At 60.7% G+C, this 20,790-nt stretch carries 17 protein-coding genes and 1 pseudogene; 5 read left to right on the forward strand and 13 right to left on the reverse strand.

All coding sequences use genetic code 11. The annotated features are described in order from the left end of the window. The first annotated feature begins 175 nt into the window (after nucleotides 1-175). A complete protein-coding gene (locus tag F1C16_RS09300) occupies nucleotides 176-1,054 on the forward strand; it encodes a membrane-binding protein (RefSeq protein WP_185284045.1) in 879 nt (292 codons plus the stop codon). Between the two features lie 181 nt (nucleotides 1,055-1,235). Here the strand turns inward: F1C16_RS09300 and F1C16_RS09305 are convergent, their stop codons facing one another. The 5 genes from F1C16_RS09305 to modA form a co-directional block, all read right to left on the reverse strand. Then, entirely contained in the window at nucleotides 1,236-1,640 is a 405-nt protein-coding gene (locus F1C16_RS09305) for an STAS/SEC14 domain-containing protein (RefSeq protein ID WP_185284046.1), read from the reverse strand. Nucleotides 1,641-1,684: 44 nt separating this feature from the next. After that, the gene (mutM, locus tag F1C16_RS09310) at nucleotides 1,685-2,545 is read right to left on the reverse strand and encodes a DNA-formamidopyrimidine glycosylase (RefSeq protein ID WP_185284047.1); all 861 of its coding nucleotides are present in this window, start codon (nucleotides 2,543-2,545) and stop codon (nucleotides 1,685-1,687) included. An 85-nt stretch (nucleotides 2,546-2,630) separates the two neighbouring features. Further along, entirely contained in the window at nucleotides 2,631-3,482 is an 852-nt protein-coding gene (locus F1C16_RS09315) for an ATP-binding cassette domain-containing protein (protein ID WP_185284048.1), read from the reverse strand. Then, a complete protein-coding gene (modB, locus tag F1C16_RS09320) occupies nucleotides 3,479-4,153 on the reverse strand; it encodes a molybdate ABC transporter permease subunit (protein WP_185284049.1) in 675 nt (224 codons plus the stop codon). Before modB ends, F1C16_RS09315 begins: the two co-directional genes overlap by 4 nt. A gap of 168 nt (nucleotides 4,154-4,321) precedes the next feature. Further along, nucleotides 4,322-5,083, reverse strand: coding sequence for a molybdate ABC transporter substrate-binding protein (modA, locus tag F1C16_RS09325; protein WP_219733471.1), 762 nt, complete (start codon nucleotides 5,081-5,083; stop codon nucleotides 4,322-4,324). Nucleotides 5,084-5,319: 236 nt separating this feature from the next. Here modA and tkt point away from each other — a divergent pair, with 236 nt between their 5' ends. The 4 genes from tkt to F1C16_RS09345 all read left to right on the forward strand — a co-directional run bounded on the left by tkt (nucleotide 5,320) and on the right by F1C16_RS09345 (nucleotide 12,816). Further along, the gene (tkt, locus tag F1C16_RS09330; protein WP_185284050.1) at nucleotides 5,320-7,371 is read left to right on the forward strand and encodes a transketolase; all 2,052 of its coding nucleotides are present in this window, start codon (nucleotides 5,320-5,322) and stop codon (nucleotides 7,369-7,371) included. A gap of 227 nt (nucleotides 7,372-7,598) precedes the next feature. Continuing rightward, nucleotides 7,599-10,409, forward strand: a complete 2,811-nt coding sequence (locus tag F1C16_RS09335; protein WP_185284051.1) for a bifunctional transaldolase/phosoglucose isomerase — start codon at nucleotides 7,599-7,601, stop codon at nucleotides 10,407-10,409. 127 nt (nucleotides 10,410-10,536) lie between these two features. Beyond that, the gene (locus tag F1C16_RS09340; RefSeq protein WP_185284052.1) at nucleotides 10,537-10,890 is read left to right on the forward strand and encodes a spore germination protein GerW family protein; all 354 of its coding nucleotides are present in this window, start codon (nucleotides 10,537-10,539) and stop codon (nucleotides 10,888-10,890) included. A gap of 279 nt (nucleotides 10,891-11,169) precedes the next feature. Further along, nucleotides 11,170-12,816, forward strand: coding sequence for a hypothetical protein (locus tag F1C16_RS09345; RefSeq protein WP_185284053.1), 1,647 nt, complete (start codon nucleotides 11,170-11,172; stop codon nucleotides 12,814-12,816). A 242-nt stretch (nucleotides 12,817-13,058) separates the two neighbouring features. Here the strand turns inward: F1C16_RS09345 and F1C16_RS09350 are convergent, their stop codons facing one another. The 8 genes and pseudogenes from F1C16_RS09350 to F1C16_RS09380 all read right to left on the reverse strand — a co-directional run bounded on the left by F1C16_RS09350 (nucleotide 13,059) and on the right by F1C16_RS09380 (nucleotide 20,736). Next, a complete protein-coding gene (locus F1C16_RS09350) occupies nucleotides 13,059-13,295 on the reverse strand; it encodes a hypothetical protein (protein ID WP_185284054.1) in 237 nt (78 codons plus the stop codon). A gap of 130 nt (nucleotides 13,296-13,425) precedes the next feature. After that, nucleotides 13,426-13,650: a hypothetical protein gene (locus F1C16_RS09355; protein ID WP_185284055.1), complete on the reverse strand. Its 225-nt coding sequence runs from the start codon at nucleotides 13,648-13,650 to the stop codon at nucleotides 13,426-13,428. Nucleotides 13,651-13,861: 211 nt separating this feature from the next. Further along, nucleotides 13,862-15,277: a T9SS type A sorting domain-containing protein gene (locus F1C16_RS09360; protein ID WP_185284056.1), complete on the reverse strand. Its 1,416-nt coding sequence runs from the start codon at nucleotides 15,275-15,277 to the stop codon at nucleotides 13,862-13,864. A 12-nt stretch (nucleotides 15,278-15,289) separates the two neighbouring features. Next, the gene (locus F1C16_RS09365) at nucleotides 15,290-17,038 is read right to left on the reverse strand and encodes a hypothetical protein (protein WP_185284057.1); all 1,749 of its coding nucleotides are present in this window, start codon (nucleotides 17,036-17,038) and stop codon (nucleotides 15,290-15,292) included. 42 nt (nucleotides 17,039-17,080) lie between these two features. Continuing rightward, nucleotides 17,081-18,811: a hypothetical protein gene (locus F1C16_RS09370; RefSeq protein ID WP_185284058.1), complete on the reverse strand. Its 1,731-nt coding sequence runs from the start codon at nucleotides 18,809-18,811 to the stop codon at nucleotides 17,081-17,083. A 66-nt stretch (nucleotides 18,812-18,877) separates the two neighbouring features. Next, nucleotides 18,878-19,714, reverse strand: a complete 837-nt coding sequence (locus F1C16_RS09375; RefSeq protein WP_308461658.1) for a tail fiber domain-containing protein — start codon at nucleotides 19,712-19,714, stop codon at nucleotides 18,878-18,880. Between the two features lie 6 nt (nucleotides 19,715-19,720). Continuing rightward, nucleotides 19,721-19,918 (reverse strand): annotated as a pseudogene (locus tag F1C16_RS22990) (hypothetical protein); the annotation flags it as partial. Continuing rightward, nucleotides 19,903-20,736 carry a glycine-rich protein gene (locus tag F1C16_RS09380; RefSeq protein WP_185284060.1) on the reverse strand — a complete coding sequence of 278 codons (834 nt, stop codon included), beginning with the start codon at nucleotides 20,734-20,736 and terminating at the stop codon, nucleotides 19,903-19,905. The pseudogene F1C16_RS22990 and the gene F1C16_RS09380, both read right to left, overlap by 16 nt. Between the last annotated feature and the right edge of the window lie 54 nt (nucleotides 20,737-20,790).

Genomic DNA, 20,790 nt, shown 5'->3' on the forward strand with positions numbered 1-20,790 from the left:
AGGCGCCCCGCTGTATTTTGGTTGATTTTTCTGTAAAAAAGGCTCCCCAGGGCAGGAAAAGTAAACGAAAAAGGTAGCGTTCTGCGTTGTATAGATAGAAGCCGATATGTCTGCCAAATAGGATTTTATGGCGTATTATTTGCCTTCTGTTATCAGCCACTCAGAACTCACTTCCATGTCCTACGCCTTTTTCCGCCGCTTGGCGGGTCTTTTCTTGGTGCTGGGGGCTCTGTTGCCCAGCACTTCCTACGCCCAATCCTCCACCGGTCAGCGCGACGTGCTGCGCGATATCACCTCGGTAGTAGGCCTGAAACCGCGTTTCGAGTTGCAGGCTACCTCGGAGGTAGACAATGCCGCGGCCGTGGTCTACAATGGCCAGCGCTACCTATTGTATAATCCGCAGTTTGTGGCAGCCGTAAACCGCGCCGGCCGCACCGACTGGGCCGGCACCAGCATTCTGGCCCATGAAATGGGGCACCACCTCAACGGTCATACCCTCACGAGCCGCGGCTCTAACCCCGCCGACGAGCTGGAGGCCGATGAGTTTTCGGGCTTTGTGTTGCGCAAGATGGGCGCCAGCCTGGCCCAAGCGCAGGCCGCTATGGCGGTGATATCGGACGAGCATGGCTCCGCAACCCACCCTGGCCGTAGCCAACGCCTCGCGGCCATCAGCCGGGGCTGGCAGCAGTCGAACACCCAGATTGCGGCCAGTACGCGTACTACGGCTCCTTCGTCCGCGCCGGCCGTATTGCGTCCGCAGACTACGGCGCCTGCCGTGGCCCGCAACGTAGCTAACCGCACCGCCATTGTGGGCAAGCTTACTTTCCGCGACGCTCCGGATGAGCCCTTCTACCTCACCGACCGCCTGAACGTGGTGCACGTAGAGCCCGGCACCCGCACCGCCGAAGTAGTGGGCCGCATCACTCGCTCCGACGACGAGGACTTCCCCCTGATCCTGGTTGATTCCAAGCAGCGCCGCCTATACATCGATACTTCTGGAGCGGTGTACAACCCCAACGGCCGCTTGGTAGCGATGCTCACCGACGCTTCGTAAGCAAAAAGAAGGCGTAGCAGGAAATACAAAGAGCCAACCGCGTGCGGTTGGCTCTTTTGCGTTGTAAGGGCGCGTTGCACGCGTCTGTTGCTTCATATTCAACTGACTTGGCATTGAAAACTTGGTTTTTCCCACCAAAACAGACGCAACGATGGGCGCGCGTAACGCTCCTCTACTGATTCTACGAGGAATACACGTCTACAGTACGCGGTGAGGCCACGGCGTTTTCGCCGCGCACCCATTGCAGGGCTACCATTTTTTCGTCGGGGTTGAAGTGCTTCACATCGCTGGGCGTGATGACGGAGCTGAGCGCCGCCCCGGCTTTCACCAATGTATTGTCGTTGCTGACCACAGCCACGCGGTTGAAACTGGTGAAGTGCTTTACATCTTCTTTCAACTCTTCCCAGAGCGCTTTCAAAGTCACATCTTCAATGCCCTGGTATTCAAGGTAGGCGTTCACCTTACCGTACTGCTGTACCTTTTTTTCGAGGGTAGGCACCACGCCTTGGTAGTCGGCTTTGGTGAGCGTGCCACCGATATAAAGGGCCAGCAGGTTTTCATCGGGATAATCAACTGCGCGAAACATAAGCGAATTCGTTAAAAGTGGAGGGGCTACTTTTTACGCTTTCCCTACCCCTGGGTTCCGCTGGCCGTTGGCTTTTCACTGGCCGTGACGGGCACTGGCTGGCATTTGGGGCAGTAGTAGGTAGCCCGACCACCCACGTATTTCTTCTCAATTTCGGTGCGCGGGTGGCGCGGGCAAAACCGGTGCTTGTCGGTACCCGGCGTGGCCGAGTCGTCCCACTCGCGCGCATGAATCAGGAACGACGCCGGGAAGTTGCGGTACGTGGCCTCCTGCTGGATAGCCGTTTTCAGCACCAGTTGAATGGACGCGTGCAGGGCTTTGAACTCCTTCTCGGTAAGCGTATTGCACAGCCGTTCGGGGTTGATTTTAGCCTGAAACAGCACCTCATCCACAATCCAGTTGCCCAAGCCGGCAGTGATGCGCTGGTCGAGTAGAGCAGGCTTCAGCAGCGTTTTCTTTTTGCTGAGCGCCGCTTGCAGCTGCTCAGAAGTGATATCGAGCGCATCGGGACCAAGCTTTTTCAGCTTCTGGTATTCGGCCACACTGCCGGCCAGCCGGATCCGGCCGAATTTGCGCGGGTCTACAAAGGCGATGCGCATGCCGTCGGCCAGGTGTAGGGCCACGCGGGTGAAGCGCGGGGCGTCGGGGTCGTCGCGGTAGGCGCCCACGTCGCCGGTCATGCCAAAGTGCAAGGCCAGCACAGTGTCGTTGTCGAGTTCGAGAAAGCAGTTTTTGCCCAAGCGACGCGTGGCCATTACCTGCCTACCCACCAGGTAGCGCCGCAGCGTGTCCTCATCGGTGGTGAGCACATGGGCGTCGCGCACTTCTACTGCCGTAATGGGTTGATGTAGAATAAGGTCATCCAGAAACCGGCGGTAGGTTTCGACTTCGGGTAATTCGGGCACGGGTGGGAAGGGGTGAGTGGTGGAATAGTGAGTAAGGAACGCGCTGCCGTACGGTGGAGTTTCGTGGGCGGCAGGCGTTTCTGTGCTACCCCCTTTGCACGCTACCCATTAGCACCAACGTATCGCCTACCTGGTAGGGCGTGGTGGCATCTACTTCTACCCTTACCACTTCCTCTCCTACCCTCACGCGCAAGGTTTGGCCGTTAGCCGAAGGCTCGGCGGCTACTACGGTGCCGGTCAGCCGGAAGGCAGGTGTTGCGTCAGCGCCGGGCAGTATTGCCGATGGTACACCGTCGCGCACTACCTTGCCTCCGTCTAGCTCCACAGCACGAGTAGCCAGCCGGGTTATTTCGGCGTAATCGTGGCTTACGAGCAAGGTAGTGAGCTGAAACCGCTGGTGTGCCGCCGCCAATGCCTCTTGCAGCCGCAGGCGGGTAGGCACGTCCAGGGCCGCCAAGGGCTCATCGAGCAGAAGCAGGCGGGGCTGCCGCGCCAGCGCCCGCGCCAGGGCCACGCGCTGCTGCTGCCCCCCTGAAAGCTGCTGCGGCCGCTGCCGGGCCAGCTCGCCCAGGTCCATTAGTTCCAACAGCTCGCCTACCAACGCCTTGCCCGACGCATCGGGTAGGGCAAACTCCAGATTCTGGCGCACCGTCATATTCGGAAACAGCGCGTAATCCTGAAACACGAAGCCAATGCTGCGGCGCTGGGGTGGCATCCAGATACCGCTTTGCTGGTCGTACCACACCTCATTTCCTATCCGCAAATAGCCGCTGGCCGGCCGGCTCAGGCCTGCCAGCAAGCGCAACAGCGTGGTTTTGCCGGCGCCAGACGCGCCGTAGATGGCCACCAGCTCACCGGCTGCCACGGACAGGCGCACATCTAGCAGCGCCGGACCGTGCGCGGTTTGCAGGGGTTTGGTGAGGTGCAGATCAATCACAATAGTCGGCTGGCAGAGCGTTTGGTGAAAGCGGCCAGCAGCAATAGCCCCGCAAAGGACAGTCCTACCAACACCAGCGCGTAGTGGTTGGCGCGGGCGTAGTCGAGGCTTTCGGCGGCGTCGTAGATGGCGATGGAAGCAACCCGCGTCTGGCCCGGAATGTTGCCGCCAATCATCAACACTACCCCAAACTCGCCCACGGTATGCGCAAACGTCAGTACCGAAGCACTCAGCAACGCTGGCCGGATATTGGGTAGCAACACCCGCCACAAGGTCGTCAGCCGCGACTTGCCCAGCGTGTACGCGGCCTCCCGCAACGAGCGGGGCACATTGTGCAAGGCGGCCTGCACTGGCTGCACCATAAAGGGTAGGCTATATACCAACGACCCAATTAGAATGCCGCCAAACGTGAAGTTCAGCTCTAGTCCCAGCGTGTGCACCAGGAAGTGTCCTACCCCACTATCGGCGCTGAAAGCCAGCAACAGGTAAAACCCAATCACCGTGGGCGGCAGCACCAGCGGCAAACTCACCAGCGCCTCTACCACCGCCTTGCCTCGAAACCGGGCATACGCCAACCAGTAGGCTAATGGCACGCCCAGCAGCAAGAGCAGCAGGGTAGTGAGAGCGGCCAGCTTGGCGGTGAGCAGTAGGGTTTGGGAGAAGTCAGACAAAGTGGAAGCAGTATTCTTTTATGTTTTCTTAGGTTGTCATCCTGAGCAGAGCGAAGGACCTTCTCACGTTGGAGTTACTAATGAACGACTTCGTTCTGCCGTGGGAAGGTCCTTCGCTCCGCTCAGGATGACAGATAAATATGACGGACGACTTTCAAGGCTCCTACCCTACTCAAACCCATACCGCTTCAGCGCGGCTTTGGCCGAGGCGCTGCTGATAAACGCCGTGAACGAAGCTGCCGCCGGATTGCCGGCGGCTCGCTTTATCACCACATACGCCTGCTCCAAAGGCGTGTGCGCGTCAGCAGGAATGAGGTAGTAGTGCCCTTGTCGGCGTAGCTGCGGACTACGGGCCAACGACAAGGCGAGTATACCTGCGTCGGCGGCGCCGGTAGTGGCGTATTGGGCCGTTTGGCTGATGTTTTCGCCCAGCACCAAGCGCGGTTTCAGCTTATCGTACAGGCCGTAGTGTTGCAGAGCCTCCTGCGCCTTCTGGCCGTAGGGGGCGTGGGCGGGGTTGGCCATGGCAATTTTGTGGATGGCTGGGTTCAGTAAGATATTCATACCCTGCGGGCGTGGATCGAGCTTTTTGCTCCACACCACCAGCCGGCCGGTAGCGTAGCGTTGGGGCGCGCTGGCCGTGAGGCCCTGCTGGTACAGCTTGCGAGGGTAGTTGCTATCAGCGGAGAAGTAGATATCGAACGGGGCGCCGTGACTGAGCTGCTGGTAGAATTTGCCCGAGGAGCCGTACACCACCTTCACTTGCTGTTGTGGCTGTTGGCGGCGGTAGATGGTGAGCAGCGAATCCATCACGTACTGCAAATCGGAGGCGGCGGCAATGGTAAGGGGCGCTGCTGACTGGGGCGGAGTAGCGCCTACCAGGCACAGCAGCAGCAACAGCGCAGGCAACGCGAGATGCAAACGGAACATTATACGTAGAAGCGGGGTGGTGTGCGAGAACGAGCGTTGTATACGCAAAGGTATAACGATGAATCTAGTTTTTCGGCTGCGCTTCTGCCCGTCAGCCCCAGGTTTTATTCATCGTTTACACGATTTTTTCCGTACTAAGTAGTAACGTCTCTGGGCGCAACCAGCCCCCAAGGCTACTGGCAACGATGCCGGTTACGCTTCTTTTGCACCTAAATTTCTTTCAATCTTTCCGTATCATGCCCGAAAACCAACAATCCCTGGACCAGCTGAGCGTCAATACCCTACGTCTGTTATCCGTTGATATGGTGCAGGAGGCCAACTCCGGCCACCCCGGCTTGCCACTGGGTGCCGCTCCCATGGCTTATGTGCTGTGGTCGCGCTTCCTGCGCTTCAACCCCCAAGACCCCGAGTGGCCCAACCGCGACCGGTTTGTATTGTCGGCCGGGCATGGTTCGGCGCTGCTGTACAGCATGTTGCACCTCTACGGCTACGATTTGCCGATGTCGGAGCTGAAACGCTTCCGGCAGATGGGCTCCAAAACGCCCGGCCACCCCGAGTCGAACCTGACGGCGGGCGTGGAAGTAACCACCGGACCATTGGGCCAGGGCTTTGCCAACGGCTTAGGCATGGCCATGACGGAGGCTTTTCAGGCCGCCACCTACAACAAGTCCGGCCACAATGTAGTCGACCATTATACTTACGTATTGGTGAGCGACGGCGACCTGATGGAAGGCATTGCCTCGGAGGCCGCATCGCTGGCGGGTCACCTCAAGCTGGGCAAGATGATTTATCTGTACGACGATAACAGCATTTCGCTCGATGGTCCTACTAGCCTCGCTTACACCGAGGACCCTATGGCCCGCTTCGACGCCTATGGCTGGCACACCCAGACGGTAGGCGACGGCAACGACCTGGACGCCATTGAGGCTGCTATTCGCGAAGCCCAAAACGAAACGGACCGTCCGTCGATTATTGCCGTGAAGACGATTATCGGCTTCGGCTCGCCGCTGGAAGGCACGAATAAGTCGCACGGCTCGCCCCTCGGCCCTGAAAACGTGCGCAAAACCAAGGAGTTCCTGGGCTGGAATCCGGACGAGAAGTTCTTTGTGCCTGATGAGGTGAAGCAACACTTGCTGGAACCCGGCCAGCGCGGCGCCAAGCTGCAACAGGAATGGAACGAGCAGTTTGCTGCGTATAAAAAGGAATTTGAGGCCGAGGCAAAGGCGTTTGAAACCGCTTTCAGCCACGACCTACCCCAGGGTTGGGATGCCGAACTGCCCGTGTTCAAGCCCGCCGATGGCCCCTTGGCTACCCGTCAGGCTTCGGGTAAAGCCCTTACGGCTCTCAAAAAGAGCGTGCCCTACCTGTTTGGCGGTTCCGCCGACCTAGCCTCGTCCAACGAAATGTCGACTAAGGGCGAGGATAGCTTCCAGCCGGGCCGCTATGAGGACAGCAACATCTGGTTTGGGGTGCGCGAGCACGCCATGGGCGGTGCCCTCAACGGCATGGCCCGCCACGGTGGCGTGCGTCCCTACGGCGGCACGTTCCTGAACTTCTCCGACTATATGCGCGGCTCTATCCGCCTCACGGCGCTGGCCCAGTCCACGGCCACGTTCGTGTTCACCCACGACAGCATTGGCCTAGGTGAAGACGGCCCTACCCACCAGCCGGTGGAGCAGGTAATCGGCCTGCGCACGGTGCCCAATCTAATTGTGTTGCGTCCCGCCGACGCCAACGAAACCGTGGAATCGTGGCGCATTGCGCTCACCCAGGCCGAAACGCCGGTAGCGCTTATCCTCTCCCGTCAGAAACTGCCGGTGCTGGACCAGGAAACGATGGGTTCAGCCCGCGAAGGCGTGGCTAAAGGCGCCTACATCCTGAAAGACGCCGACAACGGCCAACCAGAGCTAATTTTGATTGGTACCGGCTCAGAAGTGTCGCTGGCCCTGGAAGCCCAGGAGAAGCTGACGCAGGAAGGCGTGGCCGTGCGCGTGGTAAGTATGCCCTCGTGGGAGTTGTTTGAGCTGGAAGAAGCTGAATATCAGCACAAAGTCCTACCCCCTGCCGTGCGCAAGCGCATTGCCATTGAGGCCGGCTCACCCATTGGCTGGCACAAATACGTGACTGACGAAGGCACGACCATCAGTATGAACCGCTTCGGCGAATCGGGCCCCGGCGAGGAAGTGATGGCCGAATTTGGCTTCAGCGTAGAAAACGTTGTGAAGCAAGCCCGCGAGTTGTTGAAAGGCAACGACGTGGGTATTGAGAAGAAGGAAGTGCTGAAGTAATCTGTCATTCCGAACGCAGTGAGGAATCTGAGGGAAACAGCTACTTGCTACTCAGATTCCTCACTACGTTCGGAATGACAACTCTTCTGCCCTACCTCGGCAACGGTTTCGGTATTCTCCCTCTTAAATCCGTTAGCCTGAATATTTGGTTTTCCCTAGCTTAGCGCCGCGAACTGTCCTAACACATTTCCGGCCGGGGCTCCGGCCCCAGCTTCTACCCATTTTTTATGAACGCACTCAACAAAATCCGCGAATTCGACCAAAGCATCTGGTTGGACTTCATCCGTCGCAAAATCCTTATCAACGGTGAGCTGGTAAAGCGCATCAAGGAAGAAGATTTGCGTGGCGTGACGTCGAACCCGGCTATTTTCGAGAAAGCCATTGGCGGCAGCGACGACTACGATACCACCATCCGGGCCCTAGCCCTGCAAGGCAAATCGGCCGACGACATCTACGCTGAACTGGCCGTGGCCGACGTGCAGCACGCCTGCGACCTGTTCCGCCCCCTCTACGACAGCCACGATAACTCCGGCGACGGCTACGTGAGCCTGGAGGTAGGCCCCAACCTCATCAACGATACCGAGGGCACCATTGAGGAAGGCCTGCGCTTCTGGAAAGCCGTAGACCGCCCCAACGTGATGATTAAGGTGCCGGCTACCCTCGAAGGCCTGCCCGCCATCCGCAAGCTCATTTCGGAAGGCGTGAACGTGAACGTGACGCTCATTTTTGGGCTGGAGCGCTACGAGGCCGTAGCCGAAGCCTACATCTCGGGCCTGGAAGACCGCGTGAAAGCCGGCGGCGCCATCGACAACATCAATTCCGTAGCTAGCTTCTTCCTCTCGCGCATCGATGTGCTGCTGGATCCCGTGCTAGAGAAAATGGTGGAAGAAGGCGGCGAGAAGGCCAAGCTGGCCGAGCCCCTGGTGGGCGAGGTAGCTCTGGCCAGCGCCAAGAAGGCTTACCAGCTCTACAAAGGCATTTTTGCCGGACCACGTTGGGAAGCCCTCAAGGAGAAAGGTGCCAACTCGCAGCGCCTGTTGTGGGCCAGCACCGGCAACAAAAACCCCAAGTACGACGACCTGCGCTACGTAGACGGCCTCATTGGTCCGGAAACGGTGAACACCATTCCGGTGGAAACCCTGGACCTGTTCCGCGAGAAAGGCAAAGTAGCCAACACGCTGGAAACCAACCTCGACCAAGTAGACGAAGTGCTGAACGCCCTACCCAAGCTGGGCATCGACTTGAAAGAGCGTACCCAATTCCTGGAGGAAGACGGCGGCAAGAAGTTCAAGGAACCCTTCGCTAAGCTGATCGACTCGATTGAGAAAAAGCGCGTGCAAGCCCTGGACTTGCAGCCGGTAGAAGCTGAGATGCAACTAGGCGAGTACCAGCAAGAGGTAGACGCCAAGATTGAGGAGTACAAGAAGTCGGAGTTCATCACGGGTTTCTGGAACAAGCAGGCCGATCTGTGGACGCAAGACGCTAAAGGTCAAGAGAGCATCCGCAGCTACATGGGCTGGCTGCGCGTAGCCGAAACCATGATAGACGAGGTAGGCCGCCTGGAGCAGTTTGCGCAGGAAGCCAAGGCCGACGGCTTCACCCACGTAGTGGTAATGGGCATGGGCGGCAGCACCATGGCCCCCATCGTGTTCGAGAAGTCGTTCCCGAAAGGTGAAAACGGCCTCGACGTGCTGATTCTGGACACCACCAACCCTGGTACAGTACAAGAGATTGAAAAGGCTGTACCGCTGGAAAACACGCTGTTCATCGTAGCTAGCAAATCGGGCACTACGGCCGAGCCGCTGGCGTTCGGCGACTATTTCTACGAGAAGGTGAAAGCCGTAAAAGGCGATAAAGCCGGCGAAAACTTCATCGGCATCACCGACCCCGGCTCCCCGTTCATCGAAACGGCCAAGGAGCTGGGCTACCGCAAGGTGTTTTTGAACTTCCCCGAGGTAGGCGGCCGTTTCTCGGCCCTCACGTTCTTCGGTTTGGTACCGGCTGCGCTCTACGGCATCAACGTGGGCGAGTTGTTGGCCCGCGCCGTTATCATGATGCGTGCCTGCGGTGCTTACGGCCCCAGCGACAACAACCCTGGCTTGCAGTTAGGCGCCGCTCTGGGCGTGCTATCTACTAAAGGCCGCGACAAGCTCACGCTAGTGGTACCCAAGTCGCTCAGCGACCTGGGCCTGTGGCTGGAGCAATTGCTGGCTGAAAGCACTGGCAAAGAAGGCAAAGGCATTCTGCCGGTTGCCGGCGAGCACCTGGGTAAGCCCGAGGTGTACGGCCAGGACCGCGTGTTTGTGTACGTGGGCTACGAAAACGAAGCCGATGAAGATAACACGCAGAAGCTGAAGACGCTGCAAGAGGCCGGCCACCCGGTTATCACTATCCGCATGAGGGATGCCCTGGACCTGGGTGCCGAATTCTTCCGTTGGGAAGCCGCTACGGCCATTGCCGGCGCGGTGCTGGGCATCAACCCCTTCGACCAGCCCAACGTGCAAGCCGCCAAAACGGCTACCGACAAGATTATGAAGGAGGTAGCCGAAAAAGGCAGCCTGCCGGAGCAGGAAAAAGCCCTGTCGGAAGGCGGGCTGGATTACTACTCATCGGTATCGGGTAGCTCGGCTAAGGAGCTAGTGCAGCAGTTCTTCGCGCAAGCGAAGGCCGGCGACTACGTATCCATCCAAGCCTACCTCACAGAATCGGCAGCGGTGAATGAGGAGACGACGGAGTTACGTCAGAAGATTCAGGACAAGCTACACGTGGCTACCACGTTTGGCTACGGTCCGCGCTTCCTGCACTCTACCGGTCAGTACCACAAGGGCGGCCCCAACACAGGCCTGTTCCTGCAACTGACGGCGGGCCACCCGCAGGATTTGCCCCTGCCCGGCCGTTCCTACTCCTTCGGCACCCTGCAAGATGCACAAGCGCAAGGCGACCTGGAAGCCCTGCAAAGCGCCGACCGCCGTACCCTGCACGTGCACCTCGGCAACGATGCCGCCGCTGGGTTGAAAACACTGCTGGCGGCTTTCTAAAACAGGTTTTCAGTTGAATAGAGAAGAAGCCAGCGGTGTATGCCGCTGGCTTCTTTTTGTTTACTTTCTTTAGACTGTCATGCTGAGCTTGACGAAGCATGACAGTCTTTTATCAAATGATTTTCTCATGACTCCTTCTGATTCCCCTACCCTCACAGTCGCCCAAAACTTGGCCGAACAACTCAGCACTACCGTCACTGCCCGCACCGTATACGGTGAGCCTGTAGAACGCAACGGCACCACCGTGATTCCCGTGGCGCGGGTATGCTACGGTTTTGGTGGCGGCGGGGGCGGCCGCCTTCCCGAAGCAGCTGGCTCCGGTGGCGGCGGTGGCGTGGTCGTCACGCCTGTTGGGTATATCGAGATGAAGGAAGGCACTACCCGCTTCCGGCCGATTCGCAGTTCTACAGCTTCCATCATTGCCGTGAGCGGGGTCGTAGCATGGGCGCTGCTGCGGAGCCTGCCGAAGCTGTGGCGGTAGTGGCGTTGAAGGTAGCCAGACTTATTGGACTCGCCTCGAAATAGTGACACTTTTTAGCTCGCTCATCTATTGTAACCAGTCTAGTAATTCTCTCTTAAACAGTACTTAAACACCAAGCTTCTATCGACGTCTGCCGGTCGGACGCCGTAGGCATCCGACCGGCAGACGACTCGGGACTAAGCCCTTTTATTAATCATTACTGCGCTACCTTTCGTGCTACTTATAATGACCAGTGGCGCCACTTCACCATCTACGCCCTGGTAGCTACCCTATCCTCTTATGTGGACTTCTACCCGCAAGCGCTTACGCCGCTTGGAAGCGGCCTGGCAACAGCCGGCTGCGCACACTCCTCGTATTCCCCTAGTGGCCCGCTACTACAACCATGTGCAGCACGAGCCCGCCTACCACCGCCTACCCGACCAAACCTGGGCCGACCTGAACGGCGACGCGCTCTTCGGTCTGCTCGATGCCACTGTGAGCCCGGTAGGCGAGCAATGCCTCTACCACCGCCTGCGCAGCCCGCTCGCCGATGAGGCTGCCCTACAGGAGTTTGACGCCGCCGCGACCCTGTTGGCGCAGCAACCCGCAGCCCGCGGGCAAGCCCTACTCGCCCTCGACCAGCTGACGGCCCCAGAGGCGTACTACCTGGTTGATTTGCTGGGCGATGAGCCCCTGCCCGCGTTGCCCAACGTACGCTTCGCGGCGCTGCTCGCGCTGGGGCTGTTGACCACGTTGCTCGGGGGCTTTTGGCTGCCCGTGCTTTGGTTGGGCACGCTTGCGTTTGGTTGCTTCAATGCGGTGTTTCACCTTCGGCATCGCGCCCGGATTCAGCTCTATGTTCGTCCGCTGCTGCAACTGGGCCGCTTGCACCGGGCAGGGCGAGAGTTGCAGCGGGCAGCCCTACCCCTACGGCCGCTGCAACTGCTGGCCGCGCCCCTGGCCCGATTGGGAGGTGTTTTGCGGCAAGCGGCTTTCTTTCAGGTAGAGGATAATATGGGGCTGCTGGAACTGCTCAAGATGCTGCTGCTAGTTGACCAGCTGTTGTATGCCCGCTGCCGGGTGGCTATACAGCGGCAGGCGCCCGCCATTCGAGCTGTCTTTGAGGCCGTGGGCTATGTAGATAGCGCCTTGGCGGTGGCCAGCTTCCGCCAGCGCCATGCCACCTGCGTGCCGCACTTTGGGCCGACCACCGCGGGCATCCAATTGCAAGGCGGCTACCACCCGCTGGTGCCAGGGTGCGTGCCTAACGACCTAACCCTAAACGAATTCGGCGTACTGCTTACCGGCTCGAATATGGCGGGCAAAACCACCTTCATGCGCACGCTGGGCATAAACGCCTTACTGGCCCAAACAATAGCCACATGCCCCGCCACTGCCTACCGCGCCCCTTTTTGCCGGGTACTCACCAGCCTCAACCTGGCCGACAGCCTGTCCACGGGCAAAAGCTATTATTTGGTCGAGGCCGAAACCATGCGGCAGTTGCTGCTGGCCTGCGACGCGGCCCCCGGCAGCTACTTACTGCTGCTGGATGAGCTGTTCAAAGGCACAAACACGCAGGAGCGCATCGCTGCCAACAAGGCTGTGCTAGAATACTTGCAGCCCCGCAGCTGGGTAGTGGCAGCCACCCACGACGGGGAGCTGGGCACGCTTTTGCAGTCGTGCTTTATTGAGTACCACTTTTGCGAAACCGTCACGGAGGATGACTGGTATTTCGACTACCGCCTCAAGGTTGGGCCGCTCACCACGCGCAATGCCATTCGGTTGTTGGCTCGCCTGCATTATCCGGCGCAGGTGGTAGCGGCGGCGCAGGCGCTCAGCGCCTCCTTGGCTACGCGGGTGCAGCCGAATAGCACGCACCTGACCACGCCGGCAGAAGCCAGTGCTGTAGCCGATTCTGCCAGCTACGAGGAGAATTTGTTAAGCTAGAGAGTTCTTTACATCAACATTACCCTACACCGAGCTCATTCTTAGTATTTTACCACCTTGGCGGCGGTGTGGTCGGCACGCCTGTTAGCTATATCGAACTGAGAGACAGCACTACTTACTTCCGGCCTATCCGTGGCTCCACGGCTTCCATTATTGCTATGAGCTGAGTAGTAAAGTGGGCGCTGGTGCGGAACCTATGGCGGAAAACATAAACCACTGTTCGCGTCAGAGCTGAGTAATGCCTACTTAAGACTGGGCTTCACACGAATAGGCATCATGCCGGGCCGGCTCGAACGGCGGAAAGCGGCCGTATCTTTAATAACAGTAAGATTTTTAGAAGCCGCTTTTCTATTGGTGCGCGGTTGATCGGCAATGGTTGTCTTAGCCTTCGGTTTTGCAGCCGGCGTTGTTTGTGCGGCGGCTGATAGCGAAAGGCACAACAAAGTGCCGCCTACAAGAAGCATGGATAGGGTTTTCATAGTATTATCTTAGTTTATTTAGGGCTTCGACCGTGCCGAGTGAGTGCGTAAGCATGGCTACCACTGCGGAGCCTGCCAAAACTATACAGGTAGTTATATTGAAGTAAGGCTTACCCGATACTTCTAACTTTCACAGGATCGGAACACGTATCCGGCCATCATTTGGCTGGCTCGAACGCAGGAAGGTAGCTGTATCTCTAATAACAGCCAGATTTTTAGAAGGCGCTTTCTTAGTGGTGCGCGGTTGAGAAGATGTAGTTGTTTTAACCTTAGGTTTCGGAGCTGTTTGAGCAGCAGCCGAAACCGAGATGTAAAGCAGCGTAGCGCTAGCAAGGAGAATCGAGATGGTTTTCATGCGTTTGGCTTGGTTCGTTGATGGAATATACGGAAACTACTCAGGTCCTCAACATAACGGGTTGAAGGCCTGAGTAGTTTGCACTGCTCAACTTCTTGCGCTACCCTTCCTACTTCTCCACTTCCTGCGTCACGGTTTAACTCAGCCCAGCACGTCGGCGGGTGGATTGTGGAGGCTGAATAAAGCCCATGAGGGAATAGTTACTGCCTACCTATTGCCTTATCAGGCGCAGGGCGTGCTGACCAGTTCGCACCATATATACCCCCGCGGCGCTGCCAGCCGGCAGCCGTAGCTGGGCCGAGCCGGCTGCATCGGCGGTGCTCGTGTGCACCAGGCGGCCCATAGAGTCATACACGCTCACCGCTGCTCCGGGTAGCGCACCCGTTAGTGTGGTAGCCTCACTGGTTGGGTTTGGAAACAAAGCCAGCTCCAGCTGCCCACTGACAACTAGGGTGCGCACGGGCGAAAAGTGGGTGGTACCATCGTGGTCTACCTGCCGCAGGCGGTAGTATATCAGCGCTGGTCCGTAGCGAGCCAACTCTGGGTCCAGCAGTTGATACTCGTGGGGTAGGCTGCTCGTGCCGTGCCCAGACACCTGGCCAATACGCCGAAACGCGTACCCATCCTCGCTCACTTCTACCTCAAATCGGTCGTTGTTCACCTCCGAGGCGGTGCTCCACCGCAACAGCGCCGCGGTGCCGCGGCGCTCGGCCGTGAAGCGCACCAGCTCCACAGGTAGGGGCTGATTGGAGCTGCTAAGGGTAAGCATGCCCAGCTGCCCAACGCTGGCCGTAAACGAACGGGCACTGACGCTAACCGGCGCACCCTGCGGCGCCCACGGGCCCGTGCCTTGTTCGGCACGCCAGAGCTGCGCCGTGGTCGGCAGCGTCAGTCCGTGGTCGTCGTCGGCCACCCAACTCACCTTCACAGTGGCCGGAGTAGCCGGGTCGAGCGGCTGGGTAGCCTCCACCTGCCACATTCGGTCGATGCCCTGGTTGGTGCCGCTCCCGCTCTGCCCGTAGCTGACCCCGCCTACTTGCAAACCCGCCGTACGCGTTACTGTCACGGTGCCTAGGTTCTGGCTGTTGGTAGTGAGCGTGAAGCCGTTGGTGAAGTCCACGGTGCCATTTACCGCTGTTCGCTTCACTTGCAGACGGCCCTGCACGTACCGGCCGTCGGCCTCGCCCTCCACGCGGGCGCCGTTGGGGATCAGCAGGGTAGCACTACCCTGGGTGCGCAGCAAACCCTGCGTGAGCGTGAGCTGGGTGCCGATGGTAAGGTCGGCCGGCAGTAGCAGGCGATTATTGCCAGCGCCACCGGTGTTGGCCACCGTCAGCTTGTCCACCGTAGCGGAGCCGGGCGAGAATGTCTGGTCCTGGCTACCACTAAACAGCAGCAGGCCTGGCGAAGTCAGCGTGCCGGTGTTGAGTAGGTCGCCCGTAAGCTGCACGGTGCCGGCGTTGGTGAGGGTAGCCCCGCTGGCCTGCTGCACGCCGCCCACTACGTAGAGCGTGGCGCCGCTTTGCACGGTCAGGCTGCTACCGGCGGTGGTCGTGAGGGTTTGGGCGGCGGCGGTGCCTGCCGTGAGTCCTAGCAGCAGACCCGCCATTGAAATGAATTGTTGCATAACGATGACGGGTTAGGGTAGGTACACGGTAAAGCTGAAACCTCGCTCGGCCGCCTGGCCGTTGGCGTTGGTTGTCGTCACGTCGATACTACCCGACTCGGTGGCCGTGTAGGTGGCAAAGCCGGGGTTAGCACCATAGAGCGTGAGGTTGACCACGGCGGCGCTGAGGACGGTAGTACCCAGGCCGCTGGCGGGAGTGAAACGGATGCGGTAAGTGTTGCTGCCGGGCGTGTGGTTCACGGAATAATTGTCGGTAGAGCCGTAGGCATTGCCCGCGCTGCCGATAGAACCGTAGGCCTGCACCAGCATGTTGTGGCTGCCGGTGGCGGGCGTGAGCACGGCGAAGGTTTGCACGTTGGTGCTGGCTAGCACTGTAGCGGCCTGGATGGCGTCGGTGGCCGTTAGGTTGGTGGCGCGGGTGGCGCCGTTCACGTCGAGGGTAGCAGCGGGCGTATTGGTGCCAATGCCCACCTGGCCGCTGCTGCTGATACTCAGGCCACTGCCGCCGCCGTTGCCGACGAGCTGGTAGCTGGCCAGGTTCAGGTTTTGCACGGCCGTGTGGTTGCCGAGGTTATCAGAGTTGGTAGGCAGCACCGCCGACTGGGTGCTGATGTTGCCGCTGGGGTCGAAGGCCAGCACCGAGGGCGCCGCTATCTGGACCGCGTATACGCTATACCCGCCGCTCGTAGAACCAGAAAGGTAAGCGTAGCGGCCGATAATGTCTACGTCATAAACGCGGGTGGGAATGGGTATCGAAACGAGGTCCTGCGGAGCAGCGGGGCTACCGCTTACGTTGAGTATGTGGAGGTGGACGTGGTCGATATTTATCTGATAGAGCATTCCGCCCAACGCGCCCATTTTCTCCACCAAGCGCGGGCTCGTGACGCTCAAGGGGCCCGTGGTGCGCAGGGACGTGGGATTACCCGGCGCGGCCAGTTGGTATAGTGAATAGGGGTACCCCCCGATGTGGGCGTACAGCGTATTGGTCTGCTCGTCGGCGGCCAGCTGCACGGGGCGGACTTCCCCTTGGCTATTGGGCACGTCCAGCATGTTCAGCAGCGTGGGATTGGCCGGGTCGGTCAGGTCATAGGTCAGCAGCTTAATGGTTGGGCTAAGACCGGGGAAGTAGCCCACGTAATACAGGTAGTTGCCAGACACTGCTATGTCCATATACGCCGTTCTGGAGGCCCCGGGCGGCCGGTTGATGACGGTGCGCCGGAAGGCGAAGGTGGTGGGTGTGGTGAGCTGGTACACGTCCAGCGTATCGGTAAAGTTGAAGACGTAGGCGTAGCCGTTGGCTACAACTAGCCGTTTTCCCCGATTGGGGACTATGGCCGACGGCGGGCCCGCCAGCGTGGGCTGGGTGGGCCGCGCCATGTCGTACACGCGCACTTCTTTGTTGCCCAGCAGGTAGAGGTAGCGGTCATCGGCTGCCTCATCGGTGTAGTACGTGTTGTTGCCCAGGGGTATTGGGGATAGCACGGGCGCGGGCAGCAACTGCGAGCTGGCTCCCAGGCCCGCCAGCCCGCCCAGCGTATCGCCCACCGTGAGCGTGCCATCGGGCTTCACCGAGAGCAGGCGGCCGTTGCGGCCGGGGTTGCTCAGGCCCCGCACGCGCAGGTTGCCGTTCACGTCGAGGGTTTGGGTTGGTGCGTTGGTGCTGATGCCAATGTGCTGGGCCAGAGCCGCGGTGCCGCTCAGCAGCAGGCTCACTAGCAACAGCCCCATTCGCCACCATAAGAGGGTAGAAGGTGTAGTCATATCAGAAAAAAGCGTGGATAGAAGGAAAAGGTAGGGCTGAGGTTAAGGTAGAAACACGCTGAAGGTGAAGTCCCGGTCGGTCAGCGTCCCACTGGGGTTGCGGGTGTACACGTCGATGTAGGGGTTGGTAGTGGAGGCGGTGAACGTAACGAACCCCGGGGTGCCCACTAGCGCGGCCAAAAAGGCGGCCGCCTGCAGATTGCCCGTCGCCAGCGGGCCGGCCGTGAACGTGAGGCGGTAGGTGCCCGCGCCGGTGCGCATCACCGAGTAATTGTCGCTGCCGCTGCTCGCCGTATTGCTCCCGATGACGATTACCTGGCCGGTAGCCGCCGCCAGGCACGGGTGCGCGCCGGTAACGGGGGCCAGCAGGCTGGGCGTGCTTAGGCTGGCAGTGGCCGTAAGCGTCGGCGTGGCGAGGGTGCCCGTCACCGCCATATTGGTGGTACGCAACGTCCCACCCACGTCGAGGCGGAAGTTGTTGCTGGGGGCCGTCAGCACGCCTACTCGCCCGCCCGCGTCGAGGCGCAGGCCCTGACTACCGCCGTTCCCCACGAGCTGGAAGCCCGCTAGGTTCAGGTTTTGGGTGGCGCGGTGGTTGCCCAGGTTGTCGGCGGGTGGCAGCACCGGCGCCACGCTGGCCACGTTGCCGGCCGCGTCGAGGCCCACCAGGGCTGGGGCCGCCACCCGCACCGCCACCAGCTCGTAGCTGCTGGCATCGTCCGTGAGCAGGTAGGCGTATTCGCCGGCCACGGCCAGGTCGCGCACCTTCTTGGGCAGGCGCACCACGCCCAGCGCCGCGGGCTGCGAGGGGTCGGCCGGGCTGGCTTCGTCGTACACGTCGAGGGTGGGCGGGGTGGTGGCGTTGTTGGCTCCGTAGAGGATACCGCCCACCACCGCCACCCCTCCCTCGAATGTAGGTAGGCTCGGCGCCGTAGCCGGAGCCGTGGCAACCAGCACAGGGGTAGGCGCCGTCGGCGTGGCCAGGGCGTACACCTGCAAAGCCCCTGCATCGGGCGCTACCAGCAGGCGGCCGCGGCTTTCGTCGGCCGCCAGCTGCACCCGGCCAGTTAGGCCCAGCGGCAGCGTGGCCACGGACGTAGGCTGGCCGGTGCTCAACTCAAGAACGCGCACCACGGTGTTGCTGGAATTGCTGAAGCAGGCCGCTACGTAGAGGTAGCGACCCGCCACTACAGCGTCATAGATAGCGGTGCTGGTGGTGCCGGCCGGAGCCAGGGGCAGGTTGTACTGGGCGAAGAGCGCCAAGGTGGAGCCGTTGGAGATGGTGAATTTGTCCAGCCCCGCTGTAGAGGCCGCGTATAGGGTATTGCCGCTGGCAGCCAGCGCGCCTACCGTACCGCTCATCGACGAATTGATGCCCGTGTAGACGGGTAAGGTGGGAGTAGCCTGCGCGTCGTAGACTTTGAACTGGTCGCCGCCGGCCACGAACAGGTAGCGCCCGGCCGCCGCCACCCGCGTGTAGGCCGTGCCGCTGGCAGGGCCTATCGTCACTGGGTTGGTGCCGGCCACCTGGGCATACAGCCCCAGGCCCGCCGTAGCTGCCAGTGGCTCACTCAGGCCCAGCGTACCATCAGACAAGGCCACCAGCAGCTGGTTGCCACTGGGCGGCGTGAGGGTACGCACGCGCAGGGTGCTGTCGACGTCGAGCGTCTGGGTCGGGTTGAGGGTGCCGATACCGACCCGCTCCTGCTGGGCCCACGCTGGTCGGTGGCCCAGTAGCAGGACTACCAGGGGTATCAGGAATACTTTTTTCATGTAGTAAGCGTGCTAATCGTTGCGGAAAGAATGAGGGTAGGCGCTGAGACGCGGAACACGGGCGAATCAGCGGGCGGCGGGGGCCGGCGCTGACGGCGGGGCCTCGCCCAGAAGCCGGGCCAGTTGGGCTTGCAGCGTGAGTAGGGCGGCGTGGTCGGCCTGCTGATCGGCCAGGCGGGCGCGCAGCTCCGTGAGCTTGGCCTGCTGCTGGTCGAGCTGGCGCTGCTGCTCCTTGAGGGCCTCCACCAGCACGGCCGTCAGCTGGCTGTAATTCACGGATTTGTAGCCTTGGTTATCGGTACTCACCAGCTCGGGATACACTTTTTCCAGCTCCTGCGCCAGAAAACCCACCTGCTCGCCCGCATTGCCGCCGCGGGCCAGCCCGAGCGCGTTGAGGCGGTAGCGCACCCCGCGTAGCTGCTGCACCCCGGCCAAGGCCCCGGTAATCGGGCGTACCTGCGTTTTAAAGCGCTGGTCGGACGAGATGATAACCCCCGTGGCGTAGATGCTGCCGCCCACGTCGAGGCGGTAGGTAGGGTTGGTCTGGTTGATGCCCACGTTGCCCTGGCCGCTGGGTTCGAGCAACAGGTTGCCGGCTGTGTTTTCGATGATGCTAGCCGAATTGCCACCGTTGAGCGGGCGCACAATCAGGTTGGAGCCGCGGTGCTCAAGCTTGAGCGAGGCGGCGGCCGTGGATGCAGGCAACTGCACCTCAAGCTGGGCAGAAGGCGAGCTGGTGCCAATGCCCACTAGGTCGCTCCCCACCGTTGTGCTTACCATAGTGCCCTGCTTGCGCCAAGGGCTGTTCACGAAGTTGCGCACGTCCAGGGCCGGGGCGGGGTAGCTGGCGTAGAGCGGCGTGATGGTCACGTACCCATCGCCCGACTGCACGCCCGGCGTCATCGTCACATTGCTGATGCCCAGCTCGGAGGTTGATGGCGCGGCGTAGGAACTGCCACCGCCCCCGCCGCTGCCATACTCCTGGTAAGCGTATTGGGTTCGGTAGTTAGCTCCGCCTCCCCCGCCGTAGTAGCCGCCGCCGCCCCCACCTCCACCCCCAATACCACCCTCGCCCAGCACACCGTCGTTCCCTACCCAGTAGGGATTATCGTTGGTCGCGCCTTTTCCGCCCGCCGTCTGGCTACCGCCTTTCCCCCGGTAAGGGCACCGTGGTAGAGCCCCGTAGCCCCGGTCTGGTTGCCGCCGCTGCCGCCTGCTTCGCCCCCGGTTGAGTTTAGGTAGTAGCCACCGCCACCGCCGCCGCCGGCCACCAGCACCCGGTTGGCCAGCGCCGTACCACCCACGCGCAGGTCGCTGGCCCCGCCACCGCCGCCCGCAACGCCAGACATCGTACTAGCGCCGCCGTTGAAGCCGCCGCTGCCTCCATTGTCGGTGGTACGGAGAATTATGCCGCCGCCACCTTGCTTTATCGGCCCTTGGACCCCACTCCTACCCACCACGGCGTACAGTACCTGCCCTGGCTTCACGCTGAGCTGCGCCTGTACCAGGCCACCCCGCCCACCATTGCCAACGGAGCTGCCGCCGCTTGCTCCGGCCAGCTCCACCCGCAGGCTGGTAACGCCGGCTGGTACGGTGTACGTGTAGGTACCTCCAGTCGGTACACTCGTATTATCGGCCGCTACCGCCACCGACTCACGCCACTGCTTGCCGTCGTAATAGTTCAGCTGGCCGCTGGTTGTGTTGAAAATGCTGAGGCCGGCCGCCGGGTTGGTAATGGCGTTGCGTTGCTCCACGGTCATGCGCGGCGGCAAAAAGCCTTTGCTCGTTGACGTCAGGTCGAGGGCAGCGGAGGCGGCGGGCGTAGCGGTTCCGATGCCCACGCTGCCGCCCGTCTGCCCCAGGGTAGGGCCGGCCAGCAGGCTCAGCAGCAGTAATAGGCAGGCTTGTAGTAGAGTGTGTTTCATATCGTGATAGGTGAAGTGTGGAAGTGCGGAAGAGAAATGGCTGCGACGGTTGCC

The sequence above is a fragment of the Hymenobacter sp. NBH84 genome (assembly GCF_014217645.1).
Lineage (GTDB): Bacteria > Bacteroidota > Bacteroidia > Cytophagales > Hymenobacteraceae > Hymenobacter > Hymenobacter profundi.